Consider the following 12,485-nt stretch of genomic DNA (forward strand, 5'->3'; position numbering starts at 1 on the left):
ATGCCGGAGTTACCGCTGCGAGCGCGCGCTCTCGTCCGCCGCTCCCCCGGCGCCCACCAGGCCGACCTTCATGCCGTCCAGCCGGCTGCCGAAGCGCTTCATCTCGCGCTGCCCCACCGACCCGATGAGCGCGGGCAGATAGCCGCGGACGGACTGCATGCCGCGCAGCCACCACTGGCCGTACACGTGCGAGGAGCGGCGCTCGATGCCGGCCACGATCCGGTCGACGGCGGGGCTCAGCGGATACGTCTTGTTCGACGGCCAGGGCAGCCGCTGGCGCAGCTCGCGCATCACGTCGTCCTGGTCGGCGCCGCGCACCATGTCGGTGTCGGTCCAGCTCAGGTAGCCGACGCCGACGCGTACTCCCTTGTACCCGACCTCGGCGCGCAGGCTGTGCGCGAACGCCTCGACGCCCGACTTGGACGCGCAGTACGCGGTCATCATCGGCGCCGGGGTGATCGCGGCGAGCGAGGCGATCTGCAGGAAGTACCCGCGGGACTCCATCAGTACGGGCAGGAAGGCGCGCCCGGTGACCGCGCCGCCGATGAGGTTGACCTCGATGACGCGCTTCCAGGCGACCGGGTCGGAGTCGACGAACGGGCCGCCGGTGGCCACGCCCGCGTTGGCCACCACCACGTCCACCTTGCCGAAGCGGGCCTTCACCTCCTGCGCGACCCGGGCGAGCGCCTCGTGGTCGGTGACGTCGGCGTACCAGTGGGCCGCCTCGCCGTGCAGGGAGGCGGCGACCTTCTTCAGCTCGTCCGGCTCCAGGCCGACCAGCGCGAGCGTGGCGCCGCGCGCGGAGAGCTTGCGGGCCAGCAGCTCGCCGACGCCGCGGGCCGCCCCGGTGACGACGACGACCTGGCCCTCCAGGGTCCTGCGTCCGCTCATGCCGTCTTCTCCTTCGCTTCCCGGGCGCGCCGCGCCTTCGTCTTCTGCTGCGGGGCGAGCGCGGCCGGCTCGGGCGCGGCCGCGGTCAGGTGGTCGCGGACCAGCTCGCGGACCTTGCCCGCGACCGTGTCCGGCGCCTCGATGGGCGTCATGTGGCCCAGCCCCGGCAGTTCGGTGAGGCCGAGGCAGTCCGGCAGGACGGAGGCCAGCCGGCGGGCGAGCACGACGGGGGTGAGCCGGTCGGCGGTGCCCTGCAGTATCGCGGTGGGCACGGCCAGGCGGGCCACCTCGCCGGTCAGCTCCAGGCTCGCGAGGACCTTGCCCCACTGTGCGCGTACCCCGGTCGGACAGGAGTGCACGATGCGGGCGCACGCCTCGACCTGCTCGGGCGTGGCGTGCGGGCCCATCGTGGCGTACTTCAGTACGCGCTTCCCGGGCGGCGTGACGGGGCCCAGCGGGGCGCGCGAGCCGAGGACGGCGCGGTGCGCGAAGCGGCGCGCGCCGGGCGAGCGCAGCGGTATCACCCGGGACTCGGCCGCGAGGTCGGCGGCGCCGGTGCTGCACAGCAGTATCGCGGCGGCGCGTTCGCGCAGGCCGGGGCGGCGGGCCGCGGCCATCGCGGTCATGCCGCCCATCGAGTGCCCGGCCAGTACGGTGCGTTCGCCGGGCTCCAGGGCCGTGCCGAGCACGGCTTCGAGGTCGTCGGCGAGCGCTTCGGTGCTGTAGCCGCCGGGGCCGGCGGCCGGGCTGCGGCCGTGGCCGCGCTGGTCGTAGACGACGACCTTGTGGTCGGTGGCCAGCTCCCGTACGACCGGGGCCCAGAAGGCGGTGGAGCAGGTCCAGCCGTGGGCGAGGACGACGGCGGGCGCACCGTCGGGGCCGTGGATCTCGGTGTGCAGCCGGGAGCCGTCGGCAGAGGTGACGGTCAGCTCGCGGCGGGCGGCGGGCGGGGCGTAGCGCCCGCTGGTGGCGTGCGGCGGGCGGCTCACGCGACGGCCTCCACGGTCTTGTCGGTGTCCTCGGTCCGTTTGCCGGCCTGTGGGCGTAGCACCTCGTACTCGGCGAGGTCGACCTGGCGGGTGACCTTGCGGAACTCGGAGGTGGTGCCGGGCCAGACGGTGGTGTTGCGGCCGTTGGCGTCCAGGTACCAGCTGTCGCAGCCGCCGGTCTTCCACACGGTGCGCTCCATCCGCTTCTGGATGGCGGCGGACCAGGCGTGCACGGCGGAGGGGCGGGCGTCCAGGGCTATGCGGTCGCCGAGCACGTCGAGCTGGCGCAGGTAGTCGATCATGTAGTTCAGCTGGGCCTCGATGATGAGGATCATCGAGCTGTTCCCGAGCCCGGTGTTGGGCCCGATGATCGTGAGGAAGTTGGGGAAGCCGGCCGCGCTGCTGCCGCGCAGCGCCTCCATGCCGTCCTTCCACTCCTCGGCGAGGGTGGTGCCGTGCGCGCCGGTCACCCGCTCGGCGATGGGCATGTCGGTGACGTGGAAGCCGGTGCCGAAGATGATCGCGTCGACCTCGGTCTCGGTGCCGTCCGTGGCGACCAGGGTGTTGCCGCGCACCTCCTTCAGGCCGGAGGCCACGACGTCCACATTCGGCTGCGCGAGCGCCGGGTAGTAGCTGTTGGACAGCAGGATGCGCTTGCAGCCGATGGTGTAGTCGGGGGTCAGTCTGGCGCGCAGCGCGGGGTCCTTGACCGCCCGGTGCATATGCGCCTTGGCCAGGGCCTGGACCATGCCCAGCTCCTTGGGCCGCTTGGTGAACGCGGAGACCTGGAGCTCGCGGATGCCCCACAGCAGCTGGCGGCGGAGCGCCCGGGTGGCGGGCACCTTGGTGTGCAGCCAGTGCTCGGCGCGGGTGATCTTCCGGTCCGCGCGCGGCATGACCCACGGGGGCGTCCGCTGGAAGACGGTGAGGTTCTCGACGGTCGGCTGGATCGCGGGCACGATCTGGATCGCCGAGGCACCCGTACCGATCATCGCGACGCGCTTGCCGCGCAGGTCGTAGTCGTGGTCCCAGCGGGCCGAGTGGAAGACCTTGCCCTGGAAGCCGGCCAGCCCGGGGACGTCCGGTATCTGCGGGTCGGAGAGCGGCCCGGTCGCCGAGACGACGACGTCGGCGGTGAGCGTCCCCTGCGCCGTCTCGATCTCCCAGTACAGCTCGTCGGTGTTCCAGCGCGCGCTGCGTACCTCCGCGTTGAAGCGGAGGTGCGGGCGCAGCCCGAAGGTGTCGGTGACCTTCTCCAGGTACGCCCGGATGTGCGGCTGCCCGGAGAAGTTCCGCGGCCACTCGGGGTTGGGCGCGAAGGAGAAGGAGTACAGGTGCGAGGGGACGTCGCAGGCGCATCCCGGATAGCTGTTGTCCCGCCAGGTGCCGCCCACCGAGTCGGCCCGTTCCAGGACGACGAAGTCGGTGATTCCCTGGCGGCGCAGCCGGACGGCGGCCCCCAGGCCGCCGAATCCCGATCCGATCACCGCCACCCGTACGTGTTCGTGCTCGCGCTCGGCCATGCCGCGCCTCCTGTGTCCGTCCCTGACTCCGAACCGCGCCAGTAATCACTGGCACAGTCGGAGAGTAGGGCAGGTGTGTACTGAGCGGTAGGGGTTGAACGAGAGGAAGTTACCGGCGGTTGCACCTCGCAGCGCCGCCGGGCCACCGGCATAGGGTGAAGCCGTGGAAGCGACGACAGGCACCGGGGACGGCCCGAAGGAACGCGAGTTCCGCATGACCGAGCTGGCCAAGGAGGCCGGCATCACGGTGCGTACGCTGCGCTTCTACCGCGAGCGCAAGCTCATCCCGCCGCCCCGCCGCGAGGGCCGCATCGCCTGGTACAACGAGCACCACCTGGCCCGGCTCCGGACGATCGCGGGTCTGCTGGAGCGCGGCCACAACCTCGGCGGCATCGCGCAGCTGCTCACCGCCTTCGAGAGCGGCCGCGACGTCGGCGAGCTGCTGGGCCTGGACAGCAGCTCGCTGGTGGCCCCCTTCTCGGAGGAGACCCCGGTCCGCCTCACCCCCGAGGAGCTGGCCGACCACTTCAAGGACCATGTGACGGTCGACAACCTCGCCGCGTCCCTGGACATCGGCTATCTCGCCGTCGACGGCGACGAGTTCGTGCACATCAGCCGCCGGCTGCTGGACGCCTCGACGGACCTGGTCGCGGAGGGCGTGCCGCTCGCCGCCGTACTGGACGCCGGGCGCCGGGTGCGCGCGCACGCCGACGCGCTGGCCGAGCTGTTCATCACGGTCATCCGCACCCACGTCCTGCAGGACGTACTGGCGCGCGCGGAGGCCGGCGGCACGCTCGGCCCCGACGAACTCGCGCGGATCGCGGGAACCATCGACAAGCTCCGCCCGCTCTCCAAGAGCATCGTCGACGCCGAACTCTCCATGGCCATGGACCGCCGCATCGCTACGGAACTGTCCGCCTGGGCGGGCGGCACGGCGACGGACACGGCTCCGGCGGACGCCCAGGAGGCGCCGGGCGCCCCGGAAACGGACTGAGCCCGCCCCCGGCGGCCTGCGCGCGCCGGGAACGGGCTCATCGCACTGCTGCCGGCTACGCGCCCGCCGGCTTCGCCACATGCGGCTTCGCGGCCGCGGGCTTGGTCGCCTGCGGCTGGGTGCCCTCGGGCTTCGTCGCCTCGGGCTTGGTCGCCTCCGCCTGCGACGCCTCGTGGTGGCCGGGCTCCGGCTTCGCGGCCTCGTGCTGGCCGGTCTCGTGGTGACCTGGCGCGGGCTTCGCCGGGTCCGGCTTCGTCGGGTCCGGCTTGGCCGGGTCCGGCTTGGCCGCGTCGTGGTGGCCCGGCTCCGGCTTCGTCGGCACCGGCTTCCCGTTCTGCGGCTGCTGCACCGGGTCCTGCTGCTGCGGGGCCTGCTGCTGCGGGGCCGCCGCCTGCCGGACCTCGGTCAGCTTCCAGATCTGCCGCGGGTTCTTGTCCATGCACGGCTTCAGGGCGACGCGGTCGCCCTTCTTCGGGTCGATGACCGCGGTGACGCAGTCGTGCCGGACCTCACCGCGCAGCTGTCCCCGACTGGGGTCCGTGCCGGGTCTGCGGATCTGGTAACCGGCGCCGTGCCGCGTGAACGACCAGTCCGTCATCTGCTTCACCGAGCAGGACGGGAACATCAGCTTCCGTCCGGGGTTGATGCCGAGGCAGCCCTTCTTCGCCTCGCTGCGCAGCTGGAACCGCTCGGCGTGCGGCTTCAGCCCGAACACGTCGGTCGCGCCCTGGCTGCCGCAGGTGATGAGCGACAGGTCCAGCACCCCCTTGACCGCACGGGGTGCCAGGCAGCGGCCGTCGGCGGCGCTGGCGATGCGGAAGTCCCCCTTCCCCGGGGCGGCGGGCCGGCCGCCGGGGTCACCCATGGCGGTCCCCGCCTGGGCGAGCAGCAGCGCCGCTCCGGCCACCGCGCCGGACACAGCCTTGATCCTGTACCGCATGTTGCGTTTCCTCTCCTGGCTTGCCGCACGACCGGAACGGCCCGCGGCACCAATGTCGACAAAACGCAACAAAGCACGAAACCAGAAGATATGCCGACTAACACGCATGAACGAGTGAAAGAAACGTCGCGCTGGAGTCCCCGACTCGGACACGCGAGTGAACATCATCGGGGGCTCCCGGAGCTCGCGGCGCCGGGAGTCCCCGGGCCGGCTCAGACGTCGTAGACCGCCGTCACCGGGGCGTGGTCGGACCAGCGCTGGTCGTAGGTGGCGGCGCGCTCCACGTGGGCCTTCAGGGCGCGGTCCGCGAGGGCCGGGGTGGCCATCTGGTAGTCGATGCGCCAGCCCGCGTCGTTGTCGAACGCCTTGCCGCGGTAGGACCACCAGGAGTACGGGCCCGCGACGTCCGGGTGCAGGGCGCGGACGACGTCCCGGTAGCCCGCCTCGTCCAGGACGCGGGTGAGCCAGGCGCGCTCCTCGGGGAGGAAGCCGGCCTTCTTCTGGTTGGCCTTCCAGTTCTTCAGGTCCGCTTCCTGGTGGGCGATGTTCCAGTCACCGCAGACCACGACCTCCCGGCCGTCCGCCGCCGCCTTGCCCTTCAGCTCCACCAGGTACGGCAGGAACTCCGCCATGAAGCGTTCCTTCTCGTCCTGCCGGTCCGTGCCGACCTCGCCGGAGGGCAGGTAGAGGCTCGCCACCGTGACGCCCGGGAGGTCGGCCTCGACGTAGCGGCCGCTGGTGTCGAACTCCGCCGACCCGAAGCCCACCCGCACCTGATCCGGCTCCCGGCGCGTGAGCAGCGCCACGCCGGCCCGCCCCTTGGCCGCGGCCGGCGCGTACGTGGCGAACCAGCCCTCGGGCGCCCGCACCTCCGCCGGGAGCTGGTCGAGCTCGGCACGTACTTCCTGCAGGCAGATCACGTCCGCGGCGGTCTCCGCCAGCCACGGCACGAAGCCCTTCTTCGAGGCGGCCCGCAGGCCATTGACGTTTACTGAGGTCACGGTGAGCATCCGGGCACGATACCGACTCACGAAACGCGCTCGCCCCAGGCGGTCGGACGCCCGTACGATCCCAAGAATGGAGATTTCCCCCCTCGTCCGCCCGGTGCGCTACGACCACCCCGACGCCGTCAAGCTCGACGAGCTGGTCCAGCAGGAGTACGTGCTCCGGTACGGCGACCCCGACATCACCCCGCTCGACCCGGCGATGTTCGAGCCGCCGCACGGCGTCTACCTGCTCGCGTACGAGGACGGCCGCCCGCTGGCGACCGGCGGCTGGCGCCGGCAGGACGCCAACGACGAGGGGTACTCGGACGGCGACGCCGAGATCAAGCGGATGTTCGTGACGGCCGAGGCGCGCGGGCGGGGGCTGGCGCGCCGGATCCTGGCCGCGCTGGAGGACGACGCGCGCGCCGCCGGGCGGACGCGGATGGTGCTGGAGACCGGCATCATGCAGCCGGAGGCGCTGGAGCTGTACGCGTCCAGCGGCTACCGGCCGGTGCCGAAGTTCGGGCACTACCGGGACTACGACGAGAGCCGCTGCTTCGCCAAGGCACTGTGACGCCGGCCGGCTGAGGCCGGTTGCCTGAGGCCGGTCGCCCGAGGGGCGGCAGGCACTCGGGCCCCGCACTCGCGATCTTTGTTGACATCCGCCCGGGCACCCTTCCATACTCATTCCACTAATTAACTAGTGAAAGGGGGGACCGGGATGAGTGAAGCCATCGCGATAGAAGCCCGGGAGCTGAGCAAGAAGTACCGGCGCGGCTGGGCGCTGCGGGACCTGTCCTTCCGGCTGCCGGCCGGACGGGTCTGCGCGCTCGTCGGGCCGAACGGCGCGGGCAAGAGCACGCTCCTCGGGGCCGCCACCCGGCTCGTCCGGCCGACCGCCGGGACGCTGGAGCTGTTCGGCGTGCCGGTCACCGACCCCGCCGTGCTGTCCCGGTTCGCCTTCCTGGCGCAGGACAAGCCGCTGTACAAGCGGTTCACGGTCGCCGAAACGCTGCGCATGGGCCGCGAGCTCAACCCCCGCTGGGACCAGGCGGCGGCGGAGCGGATCGTGCGGTCCGGGGACATCCCGCTGGACGCCAAGGTCGGGACGCTGTCCGGAGGGCAGCGCACCCGGGTCGCGTTCGCGCTGGCCTTCGGGAAGCGGCCGCAGCTGCTGCTGCTCGACGAGCCGATGGCCGACCTCGACCCGCTCGCCCGGCACGAGCTGTCCGGCCTGCTGCTGGCCGAGGCGGCCGAGCACGGCACGACGGTGCTCATGTCGTCCCACGTGCTCGCCGACCTGGAGGAGATGTGCGACTTCCTCCTCGTACTGGCCGGGGGCCGGCTGCGGATGGCGGGCGACACCGACGCGCTGCTCCCCGCGCACGCGCTGATCACCGGCGCGACGGAGGACGGCGCCCTGCCCCGGGAGCTGACCGACGGCCACACGGTCGTGGAGACCCGCGTCACGGGGCGGCAGTTCACCGCGCTCGTACGGAGCGAGGGGCCCCGCACCGAGCTGCCCGACGGCCCCTGGGAGACCGCCGTACCCGGCCTGGAGGAGGTCCTGCTCGGCTACCTCCGCTCCCCCGAAGCCCCGTCCCTGATCACCGCCGCTGCCCGGCCCTCGACCCACCTGGAGGCGGCGTGAGCACGCTGGCCGAAACCCGTCCCGCCACCGCCCGGAGCGGCGGCCCGCTGCACGGCCTGACCTGGCTGGTCTGGCGCCGCAACCGCACGGCGTTCCTGCTGCTGGCCGCCGTCACCGTGGTGTCGTGCGGGTACTGCCTCTACCACCGCGCCGGCGTGGTGGACTTTGTCGCGCAGTACGGCAACAACATCCGCTACAGCGAAAAGTTCGACAAGGCGTACAAGGCGGTGTTCGACCGCACCTACGTCCTGTCCTCCCTGCCCGCCGTCCTGGGCATCTTCCTCGGCGCCCCGCTGATCGCGGGCGAGCAGGAGCACGGCACCGTACGGCTGGCCACCACCCAGTCCGTCCCGCGGACCCGCTGGATCGCCGCGACCGTGGCACTGCCGCTGCTGGTCGTCCTCGTCTGCACCACGCTGATCTCCCTCGCGTTCACCGCCCTGTGGAGCCCGGCGAACCAGCTCGTGAACTACGGCGACTGGCTCGGCGGCACGATCTTCGACATCACGGGCCCGGTGCCGGTCGCCCTGGCGCTGTTCCTCACCAGCTGCGGCATCGCCGTGGGCATGCTCGTGCGCCGCGTGGTGCCCGCCATGCTGCTCACGCTCGTCGTCGCCGCCGGCACCTCGGTCGTCCTGGACCGGCTCCGGACCGGCCTGACCACCCCGCACACGGCGACCGGCCCCGCCTCCCGCGACTTCCCGAAGATCCCGGACTCCGCGATCAACTTCGACCAGTGGCTGGGCACCGCCGACGGCCGTCTCCTGGGCTATGGCACCTGCGTCGACGCCAAGAGCGAGGCGGCGTGCCTGGCCGACAAGGGCATCGTGCACAAGATCATCGAGTACTTCAGCCTCGACCAGATGGCGGGGATGCAGTGGCGCGCCGCCGCTCTGCTGCTGGTCCTCACCGCGCTGATCGTGACGTTCATCGTTCAGTGGACCCGCCGGCGGCCGCTCTGAACACCCAGCGCGCACACCGAGCGGAAAGGCGCTGACCATGGTCGAATTCCGCATCGACCGGCGCAGCGGCGTCGCCACCTACCAGCAGATCGTCCAGCAGGTCCGGCAGGCGCTGCGGCTGGGCACGCTGGTGGAGGGCGACCGGCTGCCGACCGCCGCGCAGGTCGCCGCCACCACGAAGGTCAATCCGAACACCACGCTCAAGGCCTACCGCGAGCTGGAGCGCGAGGGCCTGGTGGAGCCGCGCCCGGGCCTGGGCACCTTCGTGAGCCGCACCCTCGCCCGCCCGGAGTCCGCGGGGGACGCCGTGCTGCGCGCAGAGCTGGCGGGCTGGCTGGACCGGGCCCGCGCGGAGGGGCTGGACCGCGAGGACGTCGAGGCACTGTTCGGTGCCGTACTGGAGGAACGCTTCCCGAGGACCTGAGGTTCCCCCTGCCCCGCCTCGCTCCCCTGTCTTGACCCTCACCTCACGTCAGGCCGCAGGCTGAGCACGACGGATGACGGACGGACACGGGCGGGGAAGGCTGTTCCATGAGCTATTCGGTCGGGCAGGTCTCCGGCTTCGCGGGCGTGACGGTGCGCGCCCTGCACCACTACGACCGGACCGGGCTGCTCTCGCCCAGCGAGCGCAGCCCGGCCGGGTACCGCCTCTACAGCGACGCCGACCTGGCCCGCCTCCAGCAGATCCTCTTCTACCGCGAACTGGGCTTCTCGCTGGAGGAGATCAAGGCGATCCTCGCCGACCCGCAGGCGGACGTGCTCGCGCATCTGCGGGCCCGCCACCGGCTGCTCACCGAGCAGATCGACAAGCTGCGGCGGCTGGCCGAGGTCGCCGAGCGGGCGATGGAGGTCCAGCAGACCGGCGTCACGCTGACCCCGGAGGAGCGCTTCGCGGTCTTCGGGCAGGTGTCGTTCGACCTCACATACGCCACCGAAGCCCATCTGAAGTGGCAGCACAGCGAGGGCCACCAGCGCTCCATGGCCAGCGCCGCCGCGCACAGCAAGGAGGACTGGGCGCGCCTCATGGCCGAGGCGGCGGCCTGGCGGCAGCGGCTGACCGCCGCCTTCGACGCGGGCGAACCGCCCGAGGGCGAGCGCGCCATGGAGCTCGCCGAGGAGCACCGGCAGCACGTCACCCGCTGGTTCACGCCCTGCCCGGCCGACATGCACTGCCGGATCGCGGAGGACTTCGCCGCCGATCCACGGGCCTTCGCGCTCACCGTCCCGCCGTCCGAACAGCGCCCCGGGCTCGCCGCGTACCTGCTGACGGCCGTACGGGCCAACGCGGTGCACCGGGGAGCGGGGCCGGGCACGGCCCCCGCGGCGAACGGCGGAGGCGCGCGATGAGGATTCTGCTCACGGCGGCCGGTTCGCGCGGGGACGTCGTCCCGTACACCGGGCTCGGCGCCCGGCTGCGGGCGGCCGGCCACGAAGTGGCGCTGGCCACGCACGAGGCGTACGCGGCGACGGTACGGGCTGCGGGCCTGGAATTCCGCCGGCTGCCCGCCGACCCGCGGACGGCCGGCCCCACCGCCCCCGCCGGGGCCGACAGCAGCAGCCGGGCCCTGATGGCGCGCGCTGCCGCCTTCCTGGCGGAGCTGGGGGACGGGCTCGCCGACGCGGCGGCACCCGGCGCGGACCTGATGCTGCTGTCCACGACCACCGCCCCGCTCGGCTGGCAGCTCTCCGAGGCCACCGGCACCGCGAGCCTGGGCGTGTACCTCCAGCCGACCCACCCCACCCGGGAGTTCCCGCCGGTCATGGGCGGCGGGCGCTCGCTGGGCCGCTGGGGCAACCGCCTCGCGGGCGCGGCGGCCCTGAAGGTCGTCGACCGCCTCTACACCGGCCCGGTACGCAGCCTGCGCGCCCGGCTCGGCCTGCCCGCGGACGCCGTCTCCGCGGTGCGTGCCCGCAGGGAGGCGGCGCAGTGGCCGGTGCTGCACGGCTTCAGCCCGCTGCTGGTGGACCGGCCGGGCGACTGGCGGCCGGGCCTGGAGGTGACCGGCAACTGGTGGCCGTACGCGGCGCCCGGCGACCGCTTGCCGTCCGCCGTCGAGGACTTCCTCGCGGCCGGCCCGCCGCCGGTCTTCGTCGGCTTCGGCAGCATGGCCGCAGGGGAGGGCGCGCGGCTGGGCGAACTGACCGTACGGGCGCTGCGCCGGGCCGGGGTGCGCGGCATCCTCCAGGCGGGCTGGGCGGGGCTGACGGCCGGTGAGCAGGCGGACGGCATCCTGGCCGTCGGGGACCTGCCGCACGCGCTGCTCTTCCCGCGGACGGCCGCGGTGGTGCACCACTGCGGGGCCGGGACCGCGGCGGCCGGGCTGCGCGCGGGCGTGCCCACCGTGCCCGTACCGGTCACCGCCGACCAGCCCTTCTGGGCCGCCCGCCTGGCCGCGCTGGGCGCGGCGACCGCCCCCGTACCCTTCAAGGCCCTGGCCGCCCCGGACGCCGAAAACCGGCTGGCGGCCGCCATCGAGAGCGCGGTACGCGACACGGGGATGCGCGACCGTTCCCGGGACGCGGCGGCCCGCATGGCCACGGAGGACGGCGCCGCCCACGTACTGCGGGCGGTCGAGCGGCTCTCCGAAGGCGGCCCGGCACGGACGGCGCTCGGCTAGCTCCCCGCCGCGTCCAGTGTGCGCAGTACCTCCGCCGTGTGGTCGTCGAGCGGGAAGAACAGCTCGATGGCCAGCTCGGAGAGGGTGACGTCGTTGGGGGCGCCGATCACGGCCATCGTGCTGAACAGGGCCAGCTCGCCGTGCGGGGTACGGAAGCGGAGCGGGACGACGGCCTCCAGGGGGCGCGGCTCCGCGGTCCCGTAGGAGGGCGTGGCCGCCGCCTCCGGGGGCCCGTAGGCGCGCGCCTCCTCGTACAGCGCGCGCAGCTCCGGGTCGCCGGTCGCCTCCGCCTGGTGGAGCAGCCGCTCCAGGAAGTGGCCGCGTACTTCGGGGAGGTTGGTGCAGCGCGCCGCGAGCCCTTCGGGGTGCAGCGCCATGCGGGCCACGTTGGCCGGGGGTGCGAGCAGCTCCGGGGGCACGCCGTCCAGGAGGACGCCCATGGCGCGGTTGCCGGTGACGACGTTCCAGCCGCGGTCGACGACCACCGCCGGGTACGGCAGATGGCTGGTCAGCATCATGTCCAGGGCGCCGCGCACCGACCGCAGCCCGTCGTCCTCCAGCGCGCTCTCCCGGTAGGCGGGCGCGTAACCGGCAGCCAGCAGCAGGCCGTTGCGCTCCCGGAGCGGCACGTCGAGGTGGTCGGCGAGGCGCAGCACCATGGCGCGGCTGGGGCGGGCCCGGCCGGTCTCCACGCAGGACAGGTGCCGGGACGAACTCCCGGCACGCAGCGCCAGTTCGAGCTGGCTGAGCCGGCGGCGGCGCCGCCAGTCCCGCAGCAGCGTGCCGACGCGCGGGTGGTCGGCGGGCGGGGACTGCCGGCCGGACGCGCCGTCGGCGTCCGCGAGTTGGGCGGTGGTCATGGCTCGGAGCGTAGCCGGGCCGGTCGCGGCGTCCATGACCTCGGAGGTCATTGCCCGCCCCACCCGCCCCT

The 12,485-nt window shown here is 73.3% G+C and carries 13 protein-coding genes; 7 read left to right on the top strand and 6 right to left on the bottom strand.

Annotation, left to right across the window (positions count from 1 at the left end; genetic code table 11):
• Positions 1-9: 9 nt before the first annotated feature.
• Genes ACZ4MH_RS15740 through ACZ4MH_RS15750 form a run of 3 tightly spaced genes read right to left on the bottom strand, consistent with a single transcriptional unit; the run spans position 10 to position 3,403 of the window.
• On the bottom strand, positions 10-891 hold the full coding sequence (locus ACZ4MH_RS15740) for an SDR family oxidoreductase (protein WP_351596483.1): 882 nt from the start codon (positions 889-891) through the stop codon (positions 10-12).
• Positions 888-1,880, bottom strand: a complete 993-nt coding sequence (locus tag ACZ4MH_RS15745; RefSeq protein WP_351596480.1) for an alpha/beta fold hydrolase — start codon at positions 1,878-1,880, stop codon at positions 888-890. Before ACZ4MH_RS15745 ends, ACZ4MH_RS15740 begins: the two co-directional genes overlap by 4 nt.
• Positions 1,877-3,403, bottom strand: coding sequence for a flavin-containing monooxygenase (locus ACZ4MH_RS15750; RefSeq protein ID WP_351596477.1), 1,527 nt, complete (start codon positions 3,401-3,403; stop codon positions 1,877-1,879). Before ACZ4MH_RS15750 ends, ACZ4MH_RS15745 begins: the two co-directional genes overlap by 4 nt.
• Before the next feature lie 214 nt (positions 3,404-3,617).
• Between ACZ4MH_RS15750 and ACZ4MH_RS15755 the strand changes: the two genes are divergently transcribed.
• Positions 3,618-4,397: a MerR family transcriptional regulator gene (locus ACZ4MH_RS15755; protein ID WP_351596527.1), complete on the top strand. Its 780-nt coding sequence runs from the start codon at positions 3,618-3,620 to the stop codon at positions 4,395-4,397.
• 55 nt (positions 4,398-4,452) lie between these two features.
• Here ACZ4MH_RS15755 and ACZ4MH_RS15760 read toward each other — a convergent pair whose 3' ends face one another.
• Together ACZ4MH_RS15760 and ACZ4MH_RS15765 are read right to left on the bottom strand one after the other, a co-directional pair.
• Positions 4,453-5,337 (bottom strand): hypothetical protein, encoded by an 885-nt coding sequence (locus ACZ4MH_RS15760; protein ID WP_351596474.1) that lies wholly within the window; start codon positions 5,335-5,337, stop codon positions 4,453-4,455.
• Positions 5,338-5,549: 212 nt separating this feature from the next.
• Positions 5,550-6,347, bottom strand: coding sequence for an exodeoxyribonuclease III (locus tag ACZ4MH_RS15765; RefSeq protein WP_351596472.1), 798 nt, complete (start codon positions 6,345-6,347; stop codon positions 5,550-5,552).
• Positions 6,348-6,414: 67 nt separating this feature from the next.
• Between ACZ4MH_RS15765 and ACZ4MH_RS15770 the strand changes: the two genes are divergently transcribed.
• The 6 genes from ACZ4MH_RS15770 to ACZ4MH_RS15795 all read left to right on the top strand — a co-directional run bounded on the left by ACZ4MH_RS15770 (position 6,415) and on the right by ACZ4MH_RS15795 (position 11,554).
• On the top strand, positions 6,415-6,897 hold the full coding sequence (locus ACZ4MH_RS15770; protein ID WP_351596469.1) for a GNAT family N-acetyltransferase: 483 nt from the start codon (positions 6,415-6,417) through the stop codon (positions 6,895-6,897).
• Positions 6,898-7,044: 147 nt separating this feature from the next.
• Positions 7,045-7,974, top strand: coding sequence for an ABC transporter ATP-binding protein (locus ACZ4MH_RS15775; RefSeq protein ID WP_351596466.1), 930 nt, complete (start codon positions 7,045-7,047; stop codon positions 7,972-7,974).
• Positions 7,971-8,936: an ABC transporter permease subunit gene (locus ACZ4MH_RS15780; RefSeq protein WP_351596463.1), complete on the top strand. Its 966-nt coding sequence runs from the start codon at positions 7,971-7,973 to the stop codon at positions 8,934-8,936. Before ACZ4MH_RS15775 ends, ACZ4MH_RS15780 begins: the two co-directional genes overlap by 4 nt.
• A gap of 37 nt (positions 8,937-8,973) precedes the next feature.
• Complete coding sequence (locus ACZ4MH_RS15785; RefSeq protein WP_351596460.1) at positions 8,974-9,360, top strand: GntR family transcriptional regulator; 387 nt, start codon at positions 8,974-8,976, stop codon at positions 9,358-9,360.
• Positions 9,361-9,467: 107 nt separating this feature from the next.
• Positions 9,468-10,283: a MerR family transcriptional regulator gene (locus ACZ4MH_RS15790; protein WP_351596457.1), complete on the top strand. Its 816-nt coding sequence runs from the start codon at positions 9,468-9,470 to the stop codon at positions 10,281-10,283.
• The gene (locus ACZ4MH_RS15795) at positions 10,280-11,554 is read left to right on the top strand and encodes a glycosyltransferase (protein WP_467754535.1); all 1,275 of its coding nucleotides are present in this window, start codon (positions 10,280-10,282) and stop codon (positions 11,552-11,554) included. The genes ACZ4MH_RS15790 and ACZ4MH_RS15795 overlap by 4 nt, the downstream gene beginning before the upstream one ends.
• On the opposite strand, the gene ACZ4MH_RS15800 is transcribed toward ACZ4MH_RS15795, so the two are convergent.
• Positions 11,551-12,414 (bottom strand): helix-turn-helix domain-containing protein, encoded by an 864-nt coding sequence (locus ACZ4MH_RS15800; protein ID WP_351595538.1) that lies wholly within the window; start codon positions 12,412-12,414, stop codon positions 11,551-11,553. The two genes, ACZ4MH_RS15795 and ACZ4MH_RS15800, sit on opposite strands and share 4 nt — an antisense overlap.
• Between the last annotated feature and the right edge of the window lie 71 nt (positions 12,415-12,485).

This window comes from Streptomyces sp. NPDC026301 (assembly GCF_055567935.1).